General features: G+C 41.2%; 18 protein-coding genes and 1 other annotated feature. Of the genes, 2 read left to right on the forward strand and 16 right to left on the reverse strand.

The genetic code is table 11. The features are described 5' to 3' along the window. Positions 1-167: 167 nt before the first annotated feature. A complete protein-coding gene (locus tag F8M47_RS02630) occupies positions 168-8,840 on the reverse strand; it encodes a YadA-like family protein (RefSeq protein WP_150538666.1) in 8,673 nt (2,890 codons plus the stop codon). A gap of 313 nt (positions 8,841-9,153) precedes the next feature. Here F8M47_RS02630 and uvrD point away from each other — a divergent pair, with 313 nt between their 5' ends. Further along, positions 9,154-11,352, forward strand: coding sequence for a DNA helicase II (gene uvrD, locus F8M47_RS02635; RefSeq protein ID WP_150538667.1), 2,199 nt, complete (start codon positions 9,154-9,156; stop codon positions 11,350-11,352). Positions 11,353-11,413: 61 nt separating this feature from the next. On the opposite strand, the gene map is transcribed toward uvrD, so the two are convergent. The 14 genes from map to hisG all read right to left on the reverse strand — a co-directional run bounded on the left by map (position 11,414) and on the right by hisG (position 23,567). After that, positions 11,414-12,220: a type I methionyl aminopeptidase gene (gene map / locus F8M47_RS02640; RefSeq protein ID WP_150538668.1), complete on the reverse strand. Its 807-nt coding sequence runs from the start codon at positions 12,218-12,220 to the stop codon at positions 11,414-11,416. A 106-nt stretch (positions 12,221-12,326) separates the two neighbouring features. After that, entirely contained in the window at positions 12,327-12,992 is a 666-nt protein-coding gene (locus F8M47_RS02645) for a 7-cyano-7-deazaguanine/7-aminomethyl-7-deazaguanine transporter (protein ID WP_150538669.1), read from the reverse strand. A 131-nt stretch (positions 12,993-13,123) separates the two neighbouring features. Continuing rightward, a complete protein-coding gene (gene hisIE / locus F8M47_RS02650; protein WP_150538670.1) occupies positions 13,124-13,765 on the reverse strand; it encodes a bifunctional phosphoribosyl-AMP cyclohydrolase/phosphoribosyl-ATP diphosphatase HisIE in 642 nt (213 codons plus the stop codon). Between the two features lie 114 nt (positions 13,766-13,879). Beyond that, the gene (gene hisF, locus F8M47_RS02655) at positions 13,880-14,653 is read right to left on the reverse strand and encodes an imidazole glycerol phosphate synthase subunit HisF (protein WP_150538671.1); all 774 of its coding nucleotides are present in this window, start codon (positions 14,651-14,653) and stop codon (positions 13,880-13,882) included. Then, entirely contained in the window at positions 14,635-15,384 is a 750-nt protein-coding gene (gene hisA, locus F8M47_RS02660) for a 1-(5-phosphoribosyl)-5-[(5-phosphoribosylamino)methylideneamino]imidazole-4-carboxamide isomerase (protein WP_150538672.1), read from the reverse strand. The genes hisF and hisA overlap by 19 nt, the downstream gene beginning before the upstream one ends. A 44-nt stretch (positions 15,385-15,428) precedes the next feature. After that, positions 15,429-16,136 carry a CPBP family intramembrane glutamic endopeptidase gene (locus tag F8M47_RS02665; protein WP_150538673.1) on the reverse strand — a complete coding sequence of 236 codons (708 nt, stop codon included), beginning with the start codon at positions 16,134-16,136 and terminating at the stop codon, positions 15,429-15,431. A 108-nt stretch (positions 16,137-16,244) separates the two neighbouring features. Then, complete coding sequence (gene hisH / locus F8M47_RS02670; RefSeq protein WP_150538674.1) at positions 16,245-16,838, reverse strand: imidazole glycerol phosphate synthase subunit HisH; 594 nt, start codon at positions 16,836-16,838, stop codon at positions 16,245-16,247. Next, positions 16,838-17,371 carry a hypothetical protein gene (locus F8M47_RS02675; RefSeq protein ID WP_150538675.1) on the reverse strand — a complete coding sequence of 178 codons (534 nt, stop codon included), beginning with the start codon at positions 17,369-17,371 and terminating at the stop codon, positions 16,838-16,840. Before F8M47_RS02675 ends, hisH begins: the two co-directional genes overlap by 1 nt. Positions 17,372-17,548: 177 nt before the next feature. Beyond that, positions 17,549-18,637 carry a bifunctional histidinol-phosphatase/imidazoleglycerol-phosphate dehydratase HisB gene (gene hisB, locus F8M47_RS02680; RefSeq protein WP_150538676.1) on the reverse strand — a complete coding sequence of 363 codons (1,089 nt, stop codon included), beginning with the start codon at positions 18,635-18,637 and terminating at the stop codon, positions 17,549-17,551. Positions 18,638-18,787: 150 nt separating this feature from the next. Continuing rightward, entirely contained in the window at positions 18,788-19,240 is a 453-nt protein-coding gene (gene tnpA / locus F8M47_RS02685) for an IS200/IS605 family transposase (RefSeq protein ID WP_150538677.1), read from the reverse strand. Positions 19,241-19,334: 94 nt separating this feature from the next. Further along, positions 19,335-20,396 carry a histidinol-phosphate transaminase gene (hisC, locus tag F8M47_RS02690; RefSeq protein ID WP_150538678.1) on the reverse strand — a complete coding sequence of 354 codons (1,062 nt, stop codon included), beginning with the start codon at positions 20,394-20,396 and terminating at the stop codon, positions 19,335-19,337. A 28-nt stretch (positions 20,397-20,424) separates the two neighbouring features. Further along, on the reverse strand, positions 20,425-21,126 hold the full coding sequence (locus F8M47_RS02695) for a B3/B4 domain-containing protein (protein WP_150538679.1): 702 nt from the start codon (positions 21,124-21,126) through the stop codon (positions 20,425-20,427). 157 nt (positions 21,127-21,283) lie between these two features. Then, entirely contained in the window at positions 21,284-22,567 is a 1,284-nt protein-coding gene (gene hisD, locus F8M47_RS02700; protein WP_150538680.1) for a histidinol dehydrogenase, read from the reverse strand. Positions 22,568-22,667: 100 nt separating this feature from the next. Then, on the reverse strand, positions 22,668-23,567 hold the full coding sequence (hisG, locus tag F8M47_RS02705) for an ATP phosphoribosyltransferase (RefSeq protein ID WP_150538681.1): 900 nt from the start codon (positions 23,565-23,567) through the stop codon (positions 22,668-22,670). A gap of 34 nt (positions 23,568-23,601) precedes the next feature. Then, positions 23,602-23,731: a sequence feature (His leader region), on the reverse strand. A gap of 192 nt (positions 23,732-23,923) precedes the next feature. Between hisG and F8M47_RS02710 the strand changes: the two genes are divergently transcribed. Next, positions 23,924-24,781: a phosphoribosylaminoimidazolesuccinocarboxamide synthase gene (locus F8M47_RS02710; protein ID WP_150538682.1), complete on the forward strand. Its 858-nt coding sequence runs from the start codon at positions 23,924-23,926 to the stop codon at positions 24,779-24,781. Between the two features lie 88 nt (positions 24,782-24,869). Here F8M47_RS02710 and F8M47_RS02715 read toward each other — a convergent pair whose 3' ends face one another. Beyond that, positions 24,870-25,187 (reverse strand): DUF2322 family protein, encoded by a 318-nt coding sequence (locus F8M47_RS02715; RefSeq protein WP_150538683.1) that lies wholly within the window; start codon positions 25,185-25,187, stop codon positions 24,870-24,872. Between the last annotated feature and the right edge of the window lie 41 nt (positions 25,188-25,228).

Here is a 25,228-nt window from a genome sequence, read left to right on the forward strand (position 1 = left end):
TCGATTTTTACCATTTTGAAGATAAAATTCGATGACTTGTTGTTTGAAAGATTGATTGTATTTAGTCATAAAAAAATCTGCACCTTAGTGAGTTGGCTGTTTAGTCCAACTTTTGGGGTGCAGATCATTCAGATTGAGGTTTTTGTTTATACCTAGCTAGAAGCTAATTACCATTGGTAACCAATGCTTGCTGCAGCACCTGTGTCGCCACGAGTATTGCTGTTCACCGAGATTTTCACACCAATCTTACCATTATCAGATAAGCGTGAATAACCTACTGCTACTGCGCTTTGACCTTTATAAGTACCTACACCCGCTGCTACCATAGATTTACCTGGGATAGTTACGTGATATAAGTTACCTGCTGCCATCGCACCTGCAATACCTGCACGTAAGTTTCGATCAACCTTATCAACTTTGTTATTTACTGCGTTGATACTGTTATTGATGTTGTTCACTGCGCCTTTTAATTGTGACACATTAACCGCATCAGTATCTTTCTTACCTGCTGCCACATTAGTAATACGGCTTGCGTTGCTTACTGAACCATCTGCTTGAGTAACATTATTACCTGCAATAGATACTTCACTTACGCCATCTTCGCCTGTTACCGCATTGATATTTGCAACGTTATTGCCACTATCATCTTTCAGCACTACGTTATTCGTTGATACCGTATTAAACGTTGGCTTATCTGAGGTTGCAATCGCAATTTCATTACCTTTTTGTTCAATGTTAATGTTGTTGCCTGCTTTCACAGTCACCGTATTACCCATTGCAACATTCGATTTGCCTGTGCTTGTCGCTGAACCTGTAGAACCTTCTACAGTAAGCGCTTCAATGTTCCAACCCTTAGCCACTTCGTTGGTTAAGTTTGTTACATTTTGGTTAGTTGCGTACAACTGGCTACCATTTACTGCATCTTTACTTGTTGCAGAAATTTCACCATCTTGTAGGTTAGCAATCTTCGTATTTGCAGCATCAATGCCTGATTTAGTCACACTTGGACCATTGTTGATAGTTAGCCCATCATTAGTGATCGTCGTATTACCCACAGTCACTTGGTTATTTACTGTCACAGCATCAAAGGTTGAATTCGGGTTCGTTGCAATTGTTACATTATTGCCTTCACCACCAATTACGATATTTTGACCTGCTTGGTAATTCACTTGTTCGCCTGCTGAAATCGAACTATTTGCATTCGCTACATAGTCACTTCTGCCGTTAGAACCTGCAACAGTACCCGCACCTACCGACCAGCTGCTGTTATTCACTAAATTCGCAACCGTAGTTGCATTTAAGAATGAATCACCATTTGCAACGTTAGCTTTACCATCTGTAATGGTTGCTGTAGTCATATTTACGTTAAAGGTTACGTTGGTTTGTGTACCCTCTTTGTTCGCACTTACTTGCGCTGTCGTGCCATTACCATTTACAAAGTTCACTTGATTGCCTGCAGTCACTTTATCCACATTATCTCCGTTACCTTGGATGGTCCAAGATACGTTGTTTAATGCGTTTACTACATCGCCTACTGTAGTGAAACTATTATTCACATCACCTGTAGTATTGGTTTCTGCTACACCTGTCGTGCTGTTGATGGTAACTGGCGCTTTGTTCACTTCAACAGTGTAAATTGTTTGACCATTTGCACCTTGGCTTGCATTTACTGTCGTGGTTGAGCCGTTGCTTAACTCTGTTTTCGCAGCTGCTGCAGTTGCATTAAGTTGCGATAAATTCACCGCATCTGTTGCATTTGTACCGTTTGCTACGTTGGTAATTTGTGTACTACCTGCATTAATGCCGTTATTGTTAATAGTCACATTACCCACTTTCACGCCATCTGCTGTTACTGAAGTGTTACCTACAGTTAAGCCGTTGTTGTTAAGTGTTGTGTTACCAATCGTTACACTACCGTTTTCAGTTAGGTTCAGATTGTTCGATAACGTCACTTTAAACTCAGTGTTATTACCTTCGGTTACATTCGTTACAACAAGGTTGTCATTACCTGATACTACCGTTGAAGTTAATTCAGAATCTGTAATCGCTTTCGCTACCTCTTCTGCGGTTGCAAATGTATCGCCTGCTGTATTTGCTGTGACCGTTACATTGCCGTTACCGTCTTTACTCACCGTTAAACCAGATTTGTTTACGTTAAAGGTTACGTTGGTTTGTGTACCCTCTTTGTTCGCACTTACTTGCGCTGTCGTACCATTACCATTTACAAAGTTCACTTGATTGCCTGCAGTCACTTTATCCGCTTCAACTCCATTACCTTGGATAGTCCAAGATACGTTGTTTAATGCGTTTACTACATCGCCTACTGTGGCGAAACTATTATTCACATCACCTGTAGTATTGGTTTCTGCTACACCCGTCGTGCTGTTGATGGTAACTGGCGCTTTGTTCACTTCAACAGTGTAAATTGTTTGACCATTTGCACCTTGAGTCGTATTTACTGTCGTGGTTGAACCGTTGCTTAACTCTGTTTTCGCTGCTGCTGCAGTTTTATTTAACTGATCTAAATTAACCGCATCTGTGCCATTTGTCCCTGCTGAAACATTGGTGATAACTTTATTGCCTGCATCAATACCATTATTGGTAATGCTTGGGCCATTGTTAATCGTTAAGCCATTATCACTTAAGCTTGTGTTACCCGTTGTTACTGTCGTAAATGTTGGGTTCTCACTGAGCTTAATCACTAACTTACCGTTTTCAGTATCGACACGGACATTCTTCGCACTTGCCGCTGCATCATCCGCTAACTCACCTACAATCGATAATGTTTCGCTTAAATTCTTGTGAATTACACCACTTACGTTGTTGCCCACAAAGTTTAAACCTGCATTGGTTAGGTTCGTCGTCGCATTCGTTAACTGTTGTACATTTACTGCATCTGTGCCATTTACACCATTCGCTACATTTGTGATGACTTTATCACCTGCGTTAATACCATTATTGGTAATGCTTGGGCCGTTATTAATCGTTAAGCCATTACCATCGATTGTGGTATTGCCCAATTTAATATCATCGCCACTTAGGCTGGTATTACCTACGGTTGCAGTAACAAATGTTGGTTTATCGCTCGTTGCAATCGAAATCTTGCCATTTTCTTGAGTAATATTGATGTTTTTGCCTGCATCAATGGTCACTGTATCACCCATTTTTACGTTAGTTAGATTTGAACCAGACACTTCACCTGCAGATTTAGTCGTTGTGATATTCCAACCTTTAGTTACCGTATTTGTAACATTCGTTACATTTTGGTTAGTAGCATATAACTGGCTACCGTTTACTGCATCTTTACTTATTGCAGATACTTCACCGTCTTTCACATTACTAATCGTCGTGTTCGCTGCATTAATACCGCTTGTAGTAATACTTGGACCATTATTAATGGTTAAACCATTATTATTGATGGTTGTGCTACCTGTCGTTACATTTGTAAACGTTGGTGATTCACTTAATTTCACCACCAATTTTCCATCTACGCTATCTACACGGATATTCTGCGCGCTTGCTACAACTGTTTCCGCTAACTCACCTACAATCGATAATGTGTCGCCTAAATTTGTGTGAATCACACCGCTTACGTTGTTGCCCACAAAGTTTAAACCTGCACTTGTGAGGTTCGTCGTCGCATTCGTTAACTGTTGTACATTTACTGCATCTGTGCCATTTACACCATTCGCTACGTTGGTAATCGTTTGGTTACCTGCGTTGATACCATTATTGGTAATACTTGGACCATTGTTAATCGTTAAGCCATTACCATTGATTGTGGTATTGCCCAATTTAATATCATCGCCATTTAGGCTGGTATTACCTACAACTGCCGTTACAAATGTTGGTTTATCGCTCGTTGCAATCGAAATTGTGCCGTTTGCTTGAGTGATATTGATGTTTTTGCCTGCATCAATGGTGACTGTTTCACCCATGTTTACGTTGGTTAAATTAGAACCACTTACTGAGCCATTTGATGCCGAAGTCGTAATATTCCAACCTTTATTTACCGTTGCATTTGCCGCATGGGCAGTGTTATTTGCGGTGGTGATATTGTTTTTCGCGCTCTCTGAAAGATCGATAGTGTAATCAATCACTCTACCTTCAGCATTCGTTACATTGGTTACTTTAATATCATCAGAACCTTTCGCTGTGGTATTCCATGCATTTACCGTGTAGTAAGTTCCTGTTTCATTTGAAACGCTAGTTACATTCGCATTTGTACCCGCTGCCACAAAAGTACGGCTTGCATTTAATTGTTGTAAATTAACCGCATCTGTTGCATTTGTACCATTTGCTACATTGCTGATCGTCGTATTCGCTAAATCAATACCTTTATCCGTTACCGTTACATTACCTACGCTTACACTATTATCTTTAACTGTTGTGTTACCGATAGTAATCGAGCCTTTATCGGTTAAATTCAGGTTATTCACTAAAGAATAAGTAAAGTTTTGTCCTGATTGCGCTAATACTAAGTTATCGCCAGCTTTAAAGGTTACTGTTTCGCCCGCTTTAACTTGCTCTGCTGTTGTACCACTTACTACACCACTACTTACATTACCTGAAGTCACGTTGAAACTGGTGTTATTTAACACATTCACCAAGTTATCGCCCGTTACAAAGGTATTGCCTGTTTTATTATTGGTAGTTGTGCCGTTTGGATTGATCACAACATCCGATTGAGCAATTGAAAGATCATAAACACGGCCATTGGTTAATGATTCTGTTACGTTAACCGAGTTATCCTTAGAAGTTACCGTAGTTGTTGTTGCTGCTTTAACTTCATTTAACTGATTAAGATTTACTGCATCTGTGCCATTTGTACCATTTGCGACATTAGTAATCGTTTTATTACCTGCGTCGATACCGTTATTAGTAATGCTTGGGCCATTGTTAATGGTTAAACCATTATCATTGATAGTTGTGTTCCCCGTTGTCACTGTAGTGAATGTTGGCGTTGTACTTGTAGCAATTGAAATGGTTGAACCATTTTGCGTGATATTAATATTTTTACCCGCATCAATTGTTACAGTATCACCCATTTTCACGTTCGATACACTAATATCCGTTGCATTACCCGCAGATTTAGACGTTGTAATATTCCAACCTTTATTTACCGTTGCATTTGCTGCATGTGCAGTGTTATTTGCGGTAGTGATATTGTTTTTCGCACTGTCAGATAAATCTACGGTGTAATCAATCACTCTACCTGCTGCATTGGTTACATTAGTGACTTTAATATCATTTGAACCTTTCGCTGTAGTATTCCATGCATTTAGCGTGTAAGTCGTCGCACCATCAGCACCTACTGATGATGTCACATTCGCATTTGTACCCGCTGCCACAAAAGTACGGCTTGCATTTAATTGTTGTAAATTAACCGCATCTGTTGCATTTGTACCATTTGCAACATTCTGTACCGTATTTCCACCCATATTCACTATACCACCATTGGTTACAGCAAGGTTGGTTGTGGTCATATTGGTAAAGGTTGGCGTTAATGAAGTAGCAATCTTAATACCTTTGCCATCTTGAGTAACAACAATATTATCCCCTTGAGAGAAATCTACTGTATCACCCATTTGAATATTTGCTTTACCCGCCTCTGCTTTATTAGCGGTCAAATTCCAACCTTTATTTACCGTTGCATTTGCCGTATTGGCTGTGCTATTTGCTAAGTTCGCCGTTGCATTTGCGGTGGTGATATTGGTTTTAGCTGATTGTGAAAGATCGATCGCATATTTAATTGATTTCGTATTCGCCTCCACAGTTTCTGTCACAGTAATATCTGCCGCACCTTGTGCCGTAGTATTCCATGCATCTACCGTGTAATCCGTACCACCTGTTGTGGTATTCGCTTTAGTGCTAACAGCTGTATTCAAGCCTGCAATCACAGCTACTTTCGAAGCATTTAATTGTTGTAAATTAACTGCATCTGTTGCATTTGTACCGTTCGCTACATTTGTAATGGTGTGATTACCCGCATTAATTCCGTTGTTAGTAATGCTTGGACCATTGTTGATAGTTAAACCTTCATGAGTAATCTTCGTATCACCCACCGTTACATTGATAAATGTTGGGGTTTTGCTGGTTGCAATTGTGATATTGCTACCGTTTTGCGAAATATTTACGTTATCGCCTGCGGTAATAACAACCTTATCACCCATTTTAACATTGGTATTTGTCGTATTTTCTGCGTTACCTGTACCTGTTTTAGCCGTGGTGATATTCCAGCCTTTGTTTACTGTTGCATTTGCATTATTAGCCGTTGTATTCGCTGTATTAGCGGTGTTATTTGCGGTATTTGCTGTCGCATTCGCATTATGCGCAGTGGTATTTGCAGTAGTAATGTTCTGTTTAGTTTGCGCAGATAGATCCACAACATAGTTAGTAGTATTGTTTTTCGCATCAAAAGTACCAGTAACAGTTACTTCAGAGCCACTACTTACTGTGGTGTTATACGCATTTACTGTGTAAACCGTACCATTGGCGTCCGTTTTACTTGCAACATTCGCATTGCTACCTGCTACTACAGAGCTACTTGCAGCTTTTACCGTTTTATTTAACAGATCGTAATTAACTGCGTCTGTGCCATTTACCGCTGTGCCAACATTAGAGACGATATTGCCACCCATATCCACGTTGCCACCATTTTGCACAGTAAAGTTTTGTGTAGTTACCGTGTTAAACGTTGGCTTGTCGCTGGTTGCAATCGTAATATTTGCACCTTTTTGCGTTAAATTAATATTTGCGCCCGCTTCAAGTGTCACTAACTCGCCCATATTTATTTGTTCTTCTGAGCTATTTGTTGCAGTGCCACCATTTGCTTTAGTTGTAAGATTCCAGCCCTTACGTACTTCTGTTAGCGCCGTATTTGCTGTGTTGTTCGCTGTATTCGCTGTGGTATTGGCATTATTAGCAGTGTTATTTGCTGTATTAGCCGTATTATTTGCGTTATTAGCAGTGGTATTCGCTGTATTTGCGGTGTTGTTCGCTGTATTAGCGGTTGAGTTAGCGTTATGCGCTGTTACATTTGCAGTCGTAATATTGTTTTTTGCAGACGTAGAAAGATCTACCGTATAAGCTAAAACCTTATTAGTATTATTTGTTGTTGAAGTGACACTAACTTCTGCAGAACCATTAGTTAACGTGGTATTCCACGCATCAACCGTATAAGTTGTTGAACCATTTGACGCAACAGCTGAAGTGACTTGAGTATTCTTACCTGCCACCACATTTTCTTTTACTGCGGCAATCGCATCATGTACCGTGTTTTTACCCGTATTACCGATATTGGTCATCGTTAGCGAGCCAGTAGCAGGCACATTTGCATTACCACCTAAAATTGTTTTAAGCGAAGTCGCAACGTTACCTAAGGTTTGTTGAGTTGCATACAGTTGTGAGCCATTGATCGCATCAGTTGAAGTAGCTGAAATTTGTCCCGCCGCTACATTTTGAATTTGACGTTTTTGCGTAGCTGAGCCTACAGAAACCACAGATGTTGTCTGATTTCCTGCAAAACCTGAATAGGTTAAACCATTTACTGTTGCGGTATTTGTGGCAACTGCAGCTGTAGTTGTCGCATTTGAACCAAGTGAAACAGAATCCACCAGTGATGCCGTCGCATTAGTACCAATTGCGATTGCATTCGTTACATTAGCTGTCGAATATGAACCAATTGCTGTTGAATTTAGCCCACTTGCTAATGATAAATTACCTGCCGCAAATGAACCAATACCTCTAGCGGTAGCACCTGTACCCACAGCTGTTGCATAATTTGCACCTGCATAACTTGTAGAACCAAGTGCATTTGCCAAAAATCCTGTCACATTAGAAGCCTGTCCTAATGCAACAGAGTGAGTGCCACTAACATTGGCGTCTGCACCAATTGCAACAGATACATTACCGACTACGGTTACATTGGTACCAATAGCAATAGCTTTACTACCATTCGCTATTGCCCCTGTCCCCATAGCAAATGCTGAGCTTTTTGACGCTCTAGCACCAACACCAATTGCCATAGATGCAAGATCTGAAGCGGTTGCATTAGTACCAATAACCGTTGATAAATTACCTGTTGCTTGAGCATAACTACCGATAGCCACTGCTGCAACGCCACTTGCCGTGGTCGCTCGATATTCTGAAGTAGTACCATTAGCATGCGTAGAAATTAGCGTATCGCCAGTAAACATCGTATATGCGGTGGTGAGATTTACTCTCTTTCCATCTAATGTAATATACGTGGTCTTAGCGCCATCAATATCGTCTGCACCAATTGCTACCGAAGCATAGCCAGATGCCTTTGCATCACCACCAATAGCTGTTGATTGATTTCCACTTGCATTAGCGCTTGTACCAAGTGCAGTACCACTAGCACCAGCTGCTTTTGCATTACTACCTAGTGCTGTCGCTAAATAACCCGATGCAGATGAGCGGTTACCTACGGTTACTGACTCACCACCACTTGCATTAGCATGTCCACCCACCGCTACTGCGTCAGAGCCAACTTTTGCTTGATAACCAATAACTGTTGCATTAGTAGCATTAGCTGCTGAACTAATACCAGATGCCCCCGTACCACAAACTGTCATCGCAGCATAAGCTGGTTCCATAACCATACCTGTAGCTAATACACCCGTACCGATCGCCACGCTACCAAGCATACCGCTACCAATTACCGCAGAACCTGCAGTACTTAATGCCAGAAGTGATTTTATTGGCGAGCGACGTTCATCAGTCGAAGAGGCTGATTTGCCATTTGATTTAGTCAACTCCGAAACTACCACTAAAGATTGGGAAGTATGACTCCAGATAACTTTAAAAATTTTATTCATTGGATTTTTATCCTTACTACTTTACAAATACAACAAAGTGAATATTTATCACGATTCATTTTGCTAATCGAACATAAAAAAAGACCAATATAAAATTGGTCTGATTTCTTTATCGCGCAAAGTATACTAAAGACAAGTATTCTCAACCACCACGATTACATTTTCATACAAAAAGCATCTTTATGGTTATTTAACTTTACATTTCCTCAATTATAACTGTTTCAAACTTAGCAAAATTTTCGCTAAATTCGACCGCTTGATCTATAATAGAGTACAACTGTATAAACAAACATAAATTTAACACGAGGCGGTCATGGATTTTTCTTTATTATTAGATGGTTTAAACGATAAACAGCGAGAGGCTGTCGCTGCGCCGTTGGGCAATTATTTAGTTTTAGCAGGGGCTGGTTCGGGTAAAACTCGGGTGCTTACTCACCGTATCGCATGGCTAATTGGTGTGGAAAATGTGCCTGAATCAAATATTTTAGCGGTAACCTTTACCAATAAGGCTGCTGCTGAAATGCGCCATCGTATTGAACATACACTTTCTTCAAGCAGTAATCAGCGCTTATTTGGTATGTGGGTTGGCACCTTCCATAGCATTGCAAACCGCCTGTTACGCTCACACTATTTGGATGCCAACCTGCCACAAGATTTCCAAATTATGGATAGCGAAGATCAACAGCGTTTGCTTAAACGTTTATTAAAGCTACACAATATTGATGAAAAACATTTTCCGCCTAAACACGTGGCGTGGTATATCAGCGCCCAAAAAGACAAAGGTAAACGCCCGAAAGATATTGATCATCACAACGATCCAAACGAGAAAAAATTGGTACAAATCTACCAAATTTATCAAGAGGCATGCGACCGTGCTGGCTTGCTTGATTTTGCTGAATTATTGATTCGTGCTTATGAACTCTTCCGTGATAAACCGCCTATTTTGCAACGTTATCAACAACGTTTTCAGCAAATTCTGATTGATGAGTTCCAAGACACCAATAATATTCAGTACGACCTAATTCGCTTACTTGCTGGCGAGACTGGTAATGTAATGATTGTTGGGGATGACGACCAATCAATTTACGGCTGGCGTGGCGCACAAGTAGAAAATATTCAACGCTTTTTAAATGACTACCGTAAAGCGGAAACCATTCGTCTTGAACAAAATTACCGCTCCACAGGGCATATTCTTGCCACCGCCAACGAGTTGATCTCCAATAACGAAGATCGCTTAGGTAAGAATTTATGGACTGATCAAGGTGATGGCGATCCTGTTGAAATTTATTGTGCTTTTAATGAATTAGATGAAGCCCGTTTTGTTGCATCGCAAATCAAGCAATGGAAAGAAGACGAAGGCAGTTTAAACGAATGTGCAGTGTTATATCGTAGCAACAGCCAATCTCGTGTGATTGAAGAGGCTCTGATTCAGGCGAATATTCCATACCGTATTTATGGCGGTATGCGCTTCTTCGAACGCCAAGAGATTAAAGATGCGCTAGCTTATTTGCGTTTGATCGCTAATCGCCAAGACGATGCTGCTTTTGAACGTGTCATAAATACGCCTCCGAGAGGGATTGGCGAACGTACGCTTGACACCATTCGTCAAATTACTCGCAACCGCCAAATTACCTTATGGCAAGCAATTCAAGTGGCGGTACAAGAAGAACAACTTTCAGGCAGAGCCGCTTCAGCGTTGCTACGTTTTGTCGAATTAATTAATGCGCTTGAGCAAGAAACCGAGCAAATGCCACTGTTTGAGCAAACCGATTTTGTGATTAAAAAATCAGGCTTATACGAAATGTATCAGCAAGAAAAAGGTGAAAAAGGCGAAGTGCGTATCGAAAACTTGGAAGAGCTCGTCACCGCAACCAAACAATTTAGTAAGCCTGATGAAGCTGAAGAAATGTCAGATCTCACCGCATTTTTAACCCATGCTTCATTAGAGGCAGGCGAAGCTCAAGCCTCTCCGCATCAAGATTATGTGGAATTAATGACGCTACATTCGGCAAAAGGCTTAGAGTTCCCCCGTGTATTTATGGTAGGCGTAGAAGAAGGTATTTTCCCAAGCGGCATGAGTTTTGATGAAGGCAGATTGCAAGAAGAACGCCGTTTAGCTTACGTTGGTATTACTCGTGCGAAGAAAAAACTCACGATCAGCTACGCTGAATTACGCCGCTTATACGGTAAGGAAGAGCGCCATATTGCTTCTCGTTTTATTGCGGAATTGCCAGAACAGCATATTCGAGAAGTACGCTTAAGAGGCAGTATTAATCGAGCGGCAAATTTTGCGCAAATGACACCTTTTGCAAAAAATCCGCCAAAAACGACCGCTTCTTGCTTAGAAGACAGTAGCTGGAAAATGGGGCAAAAAGTTCAGCATGCTAAATTTGGGCAAGGCACCATTATTAATGTGGAAGGCAGTGGCGAAGCAACCCGATTGCAAATCGCCTTTGCGGGCAACGGCATCAAGTGGTTGATTGCGAAAATGGCAAACCTCGAAAAACTGTAAATAGCGCACAAAAAAATCCGTCGCAAGTAATTAACCTGCGGCGGATTTTTATTTAGCTTGCTTAAGCGTTTTTCATAATACGAGTAATTCTGCCTTCAGCAATTTCTTCATCACGAATGGTCATCACTTCACAACCGTCTTTAGTCACCACGATTTGGTGCTCAAACTGTGCTGAATGGCTACGGTCTTTAGTTTTTACCGTCCAACCGTCTGGCATATTGCGGATCTCTTTTTTCCCCGCATTTACCATCGGCTCAATCGTAAACACCATACCTTCTTGTAGCACCACCCCACCGTCATCTGAGTTATAATGAAGCACTTGTGGATCGCAGTGGAATTCAGTCCCGATACCGTGACCACAGTATTCACGCACCACCGAGAACCCTTGTTTCTCAACATATTGCTGAATATTTTTACCAATTTCTTTTAAGCGAATACCTGGTTTTACCGTGCGTAAACCAATATAAAGCGATTCTAACGTTATCTCGATCAAACGTTTATCACGAATGCTTGGCTCGCCCACTACATACATTTTTGAGTTATCGCCATAGTAACCATCTTTAATTACTGTAACATCAATATTTAAAATATCGCCTTTTTTCAGTTTACGATCTGCACTTGGAATGCCGTGGCACACCACTTCGTTTAACGAAATACAAGTGGCATTCGGAAAACCGTGATAGTTTAAACAAGCAGGAATTGCCTGCTGTTCATTCACAATATATTCATGACAAATACGATCTAATTCGGCGGTGGTTACCCCCTCTTTTACATAAGGTTCAATCATCACCAATACATCAGAGGCTAATTTACAAGCGACACGTAATTTCTCAATTTCTGCTTCAGTTCTTAATGGAATCTTGCTCATGCTGTTCTCTCTTATTTATTTAAGCGGTTAAATTTCTCAATTTTCTTGCAAATACGCAGAAAAAAGTGAGGGGATTATACCTTTTTTCGGCATAATCCCCAAACGACTATTTCAGCTTAAATTTTTTCACCAAGAAATTGAGCAATACACCATACAGCGGTAAAAACAGTAATAAGCTGACAAACAACTTAAACGCATAATCTACCGTACCAATGGTAAACCAATGCTCTGCCATATATGCATCATCACTTTTATAAAACGCCACTGCAAAGAAAGCGAAGGTATCAATCAGTGTACCAAAAATGGTTGAGCACATTGGCGCAAGCCACCAAGTTTTGCCCTGACGTAAGCGATTAAATACCACAATATCCAGCAATTGCCCCACCACATAAGCACAAAAACTCGCCAATGCGATACGGAATACAAACAGATTAAACTCGTTTAATGCGCTAAAACCTTGGAATTGCGTTTCAAAAAACAGCACCGAAATCACATAACTAATCAGCAAAGCAGGTAACATTCCGACAAAAATAATTTTGCGCGCAAGGTTTGCTCCAAATACTCGAACCGTTAAATCCGTTGCTAAAAACACAAATGGAAAAGTGAAAGTTCCCCAAGTGGTTGGGATCACAATATCGCTAAACGGAATTTTTACCTCAAACGTAATCCGCACCAAATAGTTACTGATTGCGATAATAAAGATATGAAAAAGGGAAAGTAAGATTAGAGAACGACGCTTTTGGGCATCTGAAAAATCAATTTGAAAGTTCATATTGTTCCTTTTTAAAAAATAAAAAAACCGAGGTAAGGGAACTCGGCAACCAATTTTGAGGGGCGAGATAATACGCAAAGCGGTCTCAATTTGCAAATTTTTTACAAAATTAGACCGCTTGTATCTTAATCTTACTTATTTGAGCCTTCAGGATGCAAACCTATGCCCTGATGACGCTCTTTTAATTTAGCAATCACATCGCCCCATTCAAGGTTCATCGAATGCAATAACACGGTTAAGTGGTAAGCAAGGTCAGCTGCTTCAGATACCACTTCTTCTTTATCTTGCAACACCGCTGCCAATGCGGTTTCAACCCCTTCTTCACCCACTTTCTGCGCAATTTTCTTCACGCCTTTGGCATACAGTTTAGCGGTGTAAGAACTTTCAGGATCGACATATTTACGCTCTGCAAGCACTTGCTCCAGTTTGGCAAACCACGTCCAATCCCCTTCTGATTGACTTTCAAATTGGTGGAAACAGCTCCCTTCCCCCGTATGGCAAGTCGGACCGATTGGATTCACTAAAATCAATAACGTATCATTATCACAATCCAAGCTCATATCCACTACATTTAAAAAATGCCCCGAAGTTTCTCCCTTCGTCCATAGGCGTTGCTTAGTGCGAGAGTAGAATGTAACGACCTTTTCAGTGAGAGTTTTTTCCAATGCCTCCTCGTTCATATAGCCCAACATCAGCACTTCGCAAGTTTTCGCATTTTGCACGATAACAGGAAGTAGGTTGTTTACTTTTTGCCAGTTGATTTTATTTTGCATAGGTTTTCCTTTTTGTTTTTAAATCTCCCCTAAATCCCCTCTTTACAAAAGAGGGGACTGTTAATCTTGCTCCCCCTCTTTGATAAAGAGGGGGCTGGGGGGGAGATTTTATATTTAACAACGCACTTCCACACCCTCTGTTTGAAGATATGCCTTCAACTCGCCGATATTGATAATCTGCTTGTGGAACACGCTCGCCGCTAATGCGCCGTCCACGTTGGCTTGAAGAAAGGCATCACGGAAATGCACCATTTCACCTGCGCCACCTGAGGCAATAAGCGGTACGTTGCACACTTCTCGCACGAGTTTAAGCTGGGTGAGATCGTAGCCGTTACGCACGCCGTCTTGGTTCATCATATTTAGCACAATTTCACCTGCACCATGCTGTTGTACTTCTCGCACCCAGTCGAGCAGTTGCCAGTTGGTTTGGCGGGTACGTGTTTCATCACCAGTGTATTGGTTTACCCAATATTTACCAGTATCGATCTCAAACCAGCTGTCGATACCAACCACAATCGCCTGTACGCCAAAGCGGTCGGCAAGGGCGGTAATCAAATTGGGATCAGCCAGTGCGGGCGAGTTAATCGAAATTTTATCCGCACCGAAAGCAAAAATCTGCTCGGCATCTTCGATAGTTTTAATGCCACCCGCCACGCAAAATGGAATATCGATCACTTCCGCCACACGTTGCACCCAGCTTTTATCTACAATTCGCCCGTCGCTTGAGGCGGTGATGTCATAAAACACCAACTCATCCGCCCCTTCTTCCGCATAGCGTGCCGCAAGCGGTACGATGTCGCCAATAACTTCGTGATTACGGAACTGCACGCCTTTCACTACCTGCCCATCACGCACGTCTAAACAAGGAATTATCCGTTTTGCCAACATTCGATTGCCTCCGCCACTGTAAATTTACCTTCCAACAACGCACGCCCAACGATTACACCTGCTACACCCGTGCCTTTTAACGCTTCAATATCAGCAAGCGCTCCAATTCCACCTGATGATTGGAATTGAATCTCTGGATATTTGGCACAGATTTCACGGTAGAGATCGACATTTGAGCCTGCCAAGGTGCCATCTCGCGAAATATCGGTACAAAGCACGTGTTGCAAACCGACCGCTTGGTAATCTTCGATCAGTTCTTCGAGCAACACGCCACTTGCTTCTTGCCAGCCACTAATCGCAATGATTTTTTTGCCTTCTGTGTCAATGTTTACATCTAACGCCAGCACGAATTTCTTCGCACCGTATTTCTCAAACCAGCTCTTAACCATTTCAGGTTGCTTGACTGCCGTTGAACCAATCACCACACGATTAGCCCCTATCGCTAGCAGATCCACCACGTCTTGTTCCGTGCGAATACCACCCCCGACCTGAATCGGGCAATCAATCGCTTCAATGATCTTGCCAATTAACTTGATCTGTCTTTTCGCAGGATCTTTCGCCCCTGTGAGATCGACCAAGTGCAACTGCTTTGCGCCTTGTGCTACATAGCTTTGGAATTGTTCAATCGGATTATCGCAATACGTCGTCTGTTTCGCATAATCACCTTGATGTAATCGCACCACATTGCCATTGATAAGATCAAGAGCTGGAATGATGATAGATGTTGCCATTGTTCTTCCTTATTTTGTATTTATAAAATTTAACTTCAAACTAGTTAAGATATATTTAAACCTACTGAATATATAATCCCTAATAATCCTAGTCCAAAAATATCAAATATCGCATGAGCAATAAAAAAAGGTACAAGAGATGAAATCTTTTTGCGGAAAAATAAAAATACAATACCTAAAGTAACAATCGTTAATGCTCCCGCCCAACCTTGATAGGTATGAAAAATAAATCTAACTAAAATACTATATCCTATTGCATATGGCATATATTTTGGTTTCGTTGCAAAGACTAATCCCATAAAAAAAATCTCTTCATAGAAACCATTAGCTAAACAAGTGATTAATAATATTAGATTATATTTAGGAGAATAACTTTCTCCTGAATAAATATTAGCATAATGTTCAGGGAAAATAATATAATGTATATATTGATAAATATCCGCAACCAAGCCTGCACTACACACTAGTAGAAATATAGTAGGTAAAGTCCGTCTATTTATTTTAAAATTAAGTACATTAAAATCAAACTTCCTAAAAGTTAGATATATCCAAGCCACAAAAAGCGATAATAATATCTGTATAAGCGCATTATAGTTCGCTAGATCATTAAATATTAGCTTATCAAAAGAAACACCTTTATACTGCGTTTCAAAAAACATCGCCAATGAATAATATATTGGAGCACCAAAAAAGATGATTGATAATATAATAATATCAATAAATTCCAATGTGGTTATTTTAGATTTTTTCATATGTTCTCCTTTTAATCTAAATTTAATTTAAAAATAAAAGACTATTTTTTTATTTTTATAAATAGCCTCAAGTATTAAGTTTAACACAAACATTGTTAAACCCTATTATCAAATTTTATCAACAAAGTTCTTCAACAATAATGCCCCATTTTTGCCAGAACGCTCTGGGTGGAACTGCACACCGTAGAAATTTTTGGATTGAATACTAGCAGAAAACAGCTCGCCATAATCGCAAGTGGCGATAGTATTTTCATTCGGCAGCACCGCATAACTATGCACAAAATAGAAATGTCCGCCCTGTTCAATGCCGTGAAAAAGCGGGTGATCCGCTTGATAATTGACCCGATTCCAGCCCATATGCGGTAACGGCAAGCCGTGATTTGGCAAGAGTTCCGTTTTTCCACTCATTAGGTTTAACGTTGGCACATTGCCCTCTGCGGAAAATTCGGTCATTAACTGCATACCCAAACAAATGCCGAGCATTGGTTGCGTGGCATTTTGGATTGTTTCAATCAAATTGCGATCTTGCAAAATCTTCATTGCAGCTTGAGCCGTCCCCACACCCGGGAGCAACAACTTATCTGCGGACTGGATTTTCGCTAAATCACGACTAATTTCCGCCTGAATATTCAGACGGTCGAATGCAAATTTTACAGATGACAGGTTTGCACAGCCTGTGTCGATGATGGTGAGGTTTCGCATTATTCTTCTCTTAGATTTAATTCTTTACAAATTTCAGATAAAAGCTCAGTCAATCTTTTTTCTTGACGTTCAATCATTTCGAATATATTAACTTGCATATGTAGACTATTGTCAGAAAAAGAATAGTATTCAAAATTATCTATTGATAATGAATGTCGAATAATTCCATAGCCCTGGAATTTATCTTCTTTTTTAATATATTCAACAGAATGGGAAATGGCTTTATTTCTAACTTCTCTTATATCTTTTAATTTATCATCTTTATCGGGACTATATTTTTTATTTAATAAACATTGATATATAGCCTTAATTGCATCTTGTTGTAATTCAAGAATATTTAATATGCCATAAACATACACATAAGAAATATATTTACCCACCTTATTTTTATCACTTACTTTATATGAACACATTGCAGAGTATGTATCTCCAATAATATCCATAGCAGCTTGAAGTACAGAGGTATTTTTATTTGATTGATATTGTTCAGAAACAATATACTTTCTGATCGATTCATAAAATATGAGCAACATAATTTTCCTTCTTTACAAGCGGTCAAATTCCCCAAAAAATTTGCAAATTTCAACCGCTCTTTTCCAACGTGATTGTAGGGACGCCACGCTTGGCGTTCTATCAAAAACGGAGCATGATTTAAACGGATGCCATGCGTGGCGTCCCTCCCCATCATATCATTTACACTTTGCCGAAAATCACAACACCCCTTTACTACTCGGCAACTCATTCCCTTCAATCCGAATACACTGTCTCAATGTTCTGCCGAACACTTTAAACAGGCTTTCGATTTTGTGGTGGTCGTTGTCGCCTTTGGCTTTGATGTGCAGGGTTGCCATTAGGGTGTAGGCGATAGATTGGAAGAAATGTTCGGTCAGTTCGGTGCTGAAATCGCCCACTTTTTCACGTTTGAAATCTGCTTTGAATTTGATAAACGGTCTGCCTGATAAATCCATCGCACATTCCGCTTTGCATTCATCCATCGGTAAAACAAAGCCAAAACGAGCAATGCCTCGCTTGTCGCCAATCGCTTGTTTTAGCGCTGTGCCAAGGGCGAGAGCGGTGTCTTCTACGGTGTGATGTTCATCAATCCATAAATCGCCTTTGCAACTGACGTTCATTCGGAAACCGCCGTGCGTGGCGATTTGGTCGAGCATATGGTCGAAAAAGCCCACGCCTGTGCTGATTTGGTTTACCCCAGTTTCATCTAACCACACTTGTACCTTGATGTCGGTCTCTTTTGTTTTGCGAACCACTTCGGTATAGCGTGGCGTGCGGTTGCCGTAGTTGGTTACGCTTTCGCCTAATAATTTTTCCGCAATCAAATCCCAATTCATTTTTTCAGGGTGATATTGAATCGCTCGAATACCGAGATTTTCCGCCAGTTGAACATCGGTGGCACGGTCGCCAATCACAAAGCTAGTGGCAGGGTCGAACAGTTCTCGGTCGATATATTTTTGCAATAATTTGGTGTGCGGTTTACGACAATCGCAGCCCTCTTCGGGCTTGTGCGGGCAAATTAGCACCTCGTCAAACTCAATGCCTTGCGAGTTAAACAGTGCCATCATTGCGTTGTGCGGTTTGTCAAAATCCGCTTGTGGGAAGGAGGCTGTACCTAAGCCATCTTGATTGCTGACCATCACAAAGCGGTATTTGTTTTTAAGTTTCAGCAAGGCAGGAATCACATTCGGCTCAAATTTGAGCTTTTCAAGGCTGTCGATTTGGAAATCGGTTTTCGGTTCGTCAATTAACGTACCGTCTCGGTCGATGAAAAGGGTTGGTTGCATTTTATTTCTCCTGTTATGTATAGCACAGTAACCCACACACGAGCCGTGTGTGGTTACTTGATCTGAGCCACTCTGTGGCTCACTATTATTTCTATATTACACAGCCTCAGAGAGGCTGAGCTTGATTAAGCTAGCACGGCTCGTGCTAGGTTACAAATCATCATCAAGGTATTGGTTAATTTCAATACCCGCTTCAAATAAAATAGCTTTCATTTCATCTACAAATCCCACATTTTGATGATGCTCTTTCTGATTTTTAATATAGTTCACAATTTTCTCTTTCTCGTGTTCGCTATAACTTAACGCACAATAGCCTTTCGACCAAGCATAAAAATCAGGAAAAAGATCTTGGTGCTTTTCTAACCATTTATGGCTCGCATTTTTAAGTTGCTTCACAAAATCAGCAACTGCCATAGATTGATGAATCTCCACCAATAAATGCAGATGATCGGGCATACCATTAATACGATGCAACGTACATTTTTGTTGTTGGCAAAAGCTCCAAATATAACTATAAAGCTCTTTTTCGTATTCGATCTCGATCGCTGGCACACTCTGCAATGTACGAAATACAACGTGGTATAACAATTTGGTATAGCTCATTTTTTCTCCTACCCTATACGAGCCGTATAAGGCTAAACCATCCGAGCTACTTTGCAGTTCTTTTACTGTCCAGCCCCAAAGGGGCTGGGGTTATCTAACCTAGGACGACTCGTCCTAGGCTTTCCACCACTTTTTTATTCTCCACCTCCGTCCCCACAGTAATCCGCACGCAATTCGCTAGCCCCAATGCCTTATGCTGATCCCGCAATACAATCCCCTGCTCCCACAAGGCTTTAAACACCTTTTGCCCGTCTTTAAATTTCACCAGCAGATAATTCGCTTCGCTTTCAAAAACTTGCTCTACAAGCGGTAATTTTTCCAGATTTTTTTGCAATTCGGCACGGTTGGCAAGCACGGTGGCGGTTTGCGAACGCATTTGGGCTAAGCCTTGTTCGCTCAGGGCTTGGGCGGCGATGTCGGACACTGGCACAGGGATTGGATAAGGGGCGATGACTTTTTGTAACACGTTAATCAGCTCGGCATTGGCAAGGGTAAAACCGCAACGCAAGCCCGCTAACCCAAAAGCTTTGGAGAGAGTGCGGATAATCGCTAAGTGCGGAAAATTCGCCAGTTCGGTTGCCATTGTCGCTGTTGGGCAAAATTCGATGTAGGCTTCGTCCACCACCACGATGGCTCGCCCTGCGGTCATTTGCAAAAGTTTGAGTAAATCTGACCGCTTGACTAGCCCGCCAGTTGGATTATTCGGGCTGCACACAAACACCACTTTCACGCCATCAAGATTTTTTTCGATTTCAGGCAAATTAAGCTGAAAATCAGCGGTGAGCGGCACGGTTTTCAACGCCACACCACAGGTTTCGGCACTCACGGCGTACATTCCGTAAGTCGGCGGACAATAAAGCACCGCATCGTCCGCCTCGCAAAATGCACGGATAATCAGCTCAATGCTCTCATCACCGCCACGGGTTACGATAACATTTTCAGGCTGAACGCCAGCGTACGCCGCATAACTATTCACCACTGCTTCGGGCTGGGCTTCTGGATAGCGATTAAAAGTGTGGTCGGTTAAATCAAAATTTGGTGAAGTCGGGTATTCGTTCGCATTCAGCCACACATCGCCACTGCCTCCCAAACGGCGAGCGGATTGGTAGGGCGTTAAAGCTTGGATATTTTTTCGAGAGAGTTGTGAGATTGTCATATTGTATTCCTAGTAATGAGTGTGATCGTTATAGTTCTATTTCAGGGTGAGTTTGATCAACAAAACCGATTTTTACTTCGGCATGAAATTGTGTTTTTAGCCATTCGGCAAGTTTTTCAGCAGCTTGACGCACTTGCTCATCATTTACACCAACAAAACCATCGATCGGAAAGAAAACATAATGGGTATTTTCATCAATTTTGCCGTTTTCACTTTGTCGCCACGTCCAACGGCGGGTTCTTACCTGATTACCCACAGCATAAACGGCTTCATTTAATTCAGGATTATCTAGCTCACTTGCTCCAAAAGGCAAAAATTCATCTTGTTCTGTGGCAAATCGCAAGTAAATATCCTGATCGCTTAATCCCAAATTATGTGTTCCCATTGGCAACGTAAAAGCAAGGCTTACTGCATTATTTAAATCGACTAAGGGATTGATACTCGGCATACCTTTTCCTTTGGCAATACGCGTAAATAATGCTTCTATGCTACATAAAAATTTATTGGGATTGATATTTAACGCCTGAAAAGCCTTCCGATAAGACACAATTTCTGCACATTCTTTCACTTTTTTCTCTTTAAACTGCTGTTCAGCCTGAATAATAGATTGCTGTAAAAAAGCACTAATTTCTGGGTAACTTTGGCGATTATCAACACCTTTTGCCACCACTACGCCAACACATAATTGCGGTAATACATTAAAAATGTCGGGAGAGATAATAAATTTCATTGTGAATCCTTCTGTTGAGTTTACATTTAATGCTTAACAAGCGGTCTAAATGGGGAAGATTTTCGCCAACATTCCAGAAAAACTAACCGCTCTTTATTTGCGATCTTGGTAAGGACACACGTAGTGTTTCCTACCATTTGCAATTTAGCATCAAACTTTATAGCTTCGCCAACCGAATACTCACCGCCTGCTTATGTGCATCTAACTGCTCTGCGCTTGCCATCACTTCTACCGTTTTAGCGAGGTCTTTAAAGCCCTGTGGCGTGAGCTCTTGCACAGTCATTCGTTTACTGAAATCAGCTAGCCCTAAACTTGAAGTGGTGCGGGTGTAGCCGTAGGTTGGTAACACGTGGTTGGTGCCGCTGGCGTAGTCCCCCATACTTTCTGGCGAGTACGCACCAAGGAAAATTGAACCTGCGTTGTCGAGTTGGTCGAGCAGTGAGCGGGCATTTTCTACCTGTACCACCAAATGTTCTGGTGCATATTCATTGCTAATTTCGACCGCTTGTTTGATGCTGTCAGCGATAAAAATACGGCTATGAGCTAACGCTTTGCAAGCAGTCTCTTTTCTCGGTAGCTTTGCAAGTTGGCGGTCGATAGCAAGTTCAGTCGCTTTTGCTTGCGCTTCGCTATTGGTGACTAAAATCACTTGTGAATCTGTACCATGTTCTGCTTGGGAAAGCAGATCGCTTGCCACAAAATCAGGATCGGCAAATTCATCAGCGATCACTAATACTTCTGAAGGCCCCGCTTGCATATCAATTGCTGCACCCTTTACCGATTGTGAAACTTGGCGTTTTGCTTCGGTCACAAACGCATTACCTGGTCCGAAAATTTTATCCACTTTCGCCACCGTTTCGGTGCCATACGCCATTGCGACCACCGCTTGTGCGCCGCCCACTTGGTAAATGGTTTCCACGCCACATAAATTTGCCGCATATAAAATCGCATCCGCAATCGGTGGTGGTGAGCAAAGCACCACTTTTTTACAGCCTGCGATTTTGGCTGGAATGGCTAACATCAATACAGTAGAAAATAACGGCGCTGAACCACCTGGAATATATAAACCAACACGGTTAATTGGGCGAGTTACCACTTGGCAACGCACGCCCGCTTGAGTTTCTAAATCAACCGCTTGCGGAATTTGTGCAGTGTGGAATTTCTCAATATTCGCTTTGGCGTTTTGGATTGCTTGTTTTAGCTCGTCCGAAAGGCGGTCGCTTGCCGCTTGGATTTGCTCGGCAGACACGATAAGGCTATTGAGCTTCACTTTGTCGAATTTTTCACACAATTCAAATAATGCTTTGTCGCCATTCACCAAAACATTTTCTCGAATAGCATCGACCGCTTGTTGAATATTGGTCGAAGCGTTAATCGCAGGGCGAGTGAGTGCTTCTTTACGTTGTTGTTCTGTCAGATTTTTCCAAATAAGGGTTTGCATATTTTTATCCTTTTTTGACCGCTTGTAGGAACGGGTCCTGTGCCCGCCCGTTCATGATTTGGTGTTACGGGCAGACACAGGACCTGCCCCTACATATTTATTAAGCCAACATTTTCTCAATCGGTAGCACTAGCACCGAGCTTGCGCCCATTTCTTTGAGTTGTTCCATCGTTTCCCAGAATAGGTTTTCTTGGCTCACTACGTGCATGGCGACACGGGCGGAATCGTTGGCAAGTGGTAGAATAGTTGGGTTTTCCACACCTGGTAAAAGCGCGGTGATTTCTTTGAGTTTATCTTTGGGGGCGTGCAACATAATGTATTTGCTTTCTGCGGCTTGTTGTACACCCTGAATTCGGGTTAATAAGCGTTCGACTAACGCTTGTTTTTCTGCGGGAAGAGGCTCTGCTCTTTGGATTAAGCAAGCTTTAGATTGGTAAATAACTTCAACTTCTTTTAAGCCATTTGCTTCAAGCGTAGCGCCTGATGAAACTAAATCGCAAATAGCACTGGCAAGACCTGCACTTGGTGCAACTTCAACCGAGCCGTTGAGTAAACAACTTTTAAATGACACGCCTTTTTGTTTCATATAGCGTTTCAGTAGATTTGGATAAGAGGTGGCAATTCGAGCATTTTTAAGATCTTGTACGCCATTGTAAGTTTGGTCACGATCAACCGCTAACGATAAACGGCAACTGCCAAAATCTAGTGTGCGTAGCTTTTTATATTCAACTTTTTCACCACTAGCAATACGTCCAAGTTCTTCTTCTTCCAACACATTTTCACCAATAATCCCAAGATCAACCACGCCATCAAAAACTAAGCCTGGAATATCGTCATCACGTACACGCAAAATTTCAATCGGCATATTTTCTGAATAAGCAATTAAACGCTGCTCATTCCAATTGATTTTTACCCCACATTGTTTGAGTAATTCGTTGCAATCTTTGCTTAAACGCCCTTTTTTCTGAAGTGCAATACGTAAACGGTTTGTTGTTGTCATTTTTATGTCCTATGTTGTGTTCAAATTTTAGCTATAAAAAAACCTCTCGAAAGTTGCCTTCCGAGAGGTTATGTCTATTGTATGCCTTATACGTACTCGGAAGATTTGTTATCTTCCAGCCACGCCAAATGCCCGAAAGATATCAGGTTAAATGGTGATGGCGATGAGTACGAATCATGTTCATAATAAATTCTCAGTAAATATTGAAAGAATGAATTGCTATTTAAAATACGCCCAAAATTTATAGATTGCAAGCTTTTTTGAGCAAAAATTTTACTGATTTAGAATAAGTTCGCAATCGTTTGCGTAAACAGATATAATTCTGCTAATTTTTTGTTCTAAAGGAATTTTTGACCATGCAAATTAGCTTAAAAAAAATCTATTCAGGAAAAGTTCGTGATCTATATGAAATCGACGGCAAACGTATGTTAATGGTGGCAACCGACCGTTTATCTGCATTTGATGTGATCCTCGATGACCCAATCCCTCATAAAGGCGAAATCCTTACCCAAATCTCTAATTTCTGGTTCCAAAAATTGGCGCACATTATGCCAAATCACTTTACTGGCGATTCTGTTTTTGATGTGTTACCAAAACAAGAAGCGGAAGCGATTCAACACCGTGCGGTAGTTTGTAAACGTTTAACCCCTGTAAAAATTGAATCAATTGTGCGTGGTTATTTGACAGGTTCTGGTTTGAAAGATTATAACCAAACAGGCACGATTTGCGGTTTGAAATTGCCTGAAGGTTTGGTAGAAGCAAGCAAATTACCACACCCCATTTTCACTCCGTCAAGCAAAGCGGAAGTAGGTGATCACGATATTAATATTTCGTATGCAGAGTGTGAACGCCAAATCGGTGCAGAACTTGCAGCGAAAGTGCGTGATGCCGCGATTGCACTTTATAGCGAAGCAGCTGACTATGCTTTAACGAAGGGTATTATTATTTGTGATACCAAATTTGAATTTGGCTTAGATGAAAACGGTACGCTAACCTTAATGGACGAAGTTTTAACCCCTGATTCAAGCCGTTTTTGGTCAGTTGAAACTTATCAAGAAGGCACAAATCCGCCGTCATTCGACAAACAATTTGTACGTGACTGGTTAGAAAATAGCGGTTGGAATAAACAAGCACCCGCACCCAAAGTGCCTGAGGATGTGATCGAAAAAACCGTAGCAAAATACCAAGAAGCGTTGGATTTATTAACTAAATAGCCCCTTCTACATAAACCAAGCGGTTAAATTTTTCTGATTTTTTGCAAATACAAAATTTTAGAAAATTTAACCGCTTGTTGTTTGTTCATTACTTAGCAATAGGCTCTAACGTTAAGTTTAAATCTTCATTAATCACTTTAAATAACAAATCAATATTTGGGTGCTTACCGACATTCTGTTTAGCATCTTCCACGTGTTCCGCAAACCACTCAATGCCTTGTTGAGCCGATAAAGCGGTCAATTTTCCGTCGAATTTTACAGCTAAGGCGTTATAAAGTTTAAGTGAACCTAATTTACCTTCAATGGCAGGAATATGATGAATCACTTCGCCTTGCGTATTACGCACGTTTAAACCTGCTAGATGGTCAACCGCAGGGAATGTCGCTAGATAATCTTTAAATTGCATATTGTGTCCTTATAAGTATGATAAAAAAGAGCTGAGATTAT

The sequence above is a fragment of the Actinobacillus vicugnae genome, from assembly GCF_901687125.1.
Taxonomy (GTDB): domain Bacteria; phylum Pseudomonadota; class Gammaproteobacteria; order Enterobacterales; family Pasteurellaceae; genus Actinobacillus; species Actinobacillus vicugnae.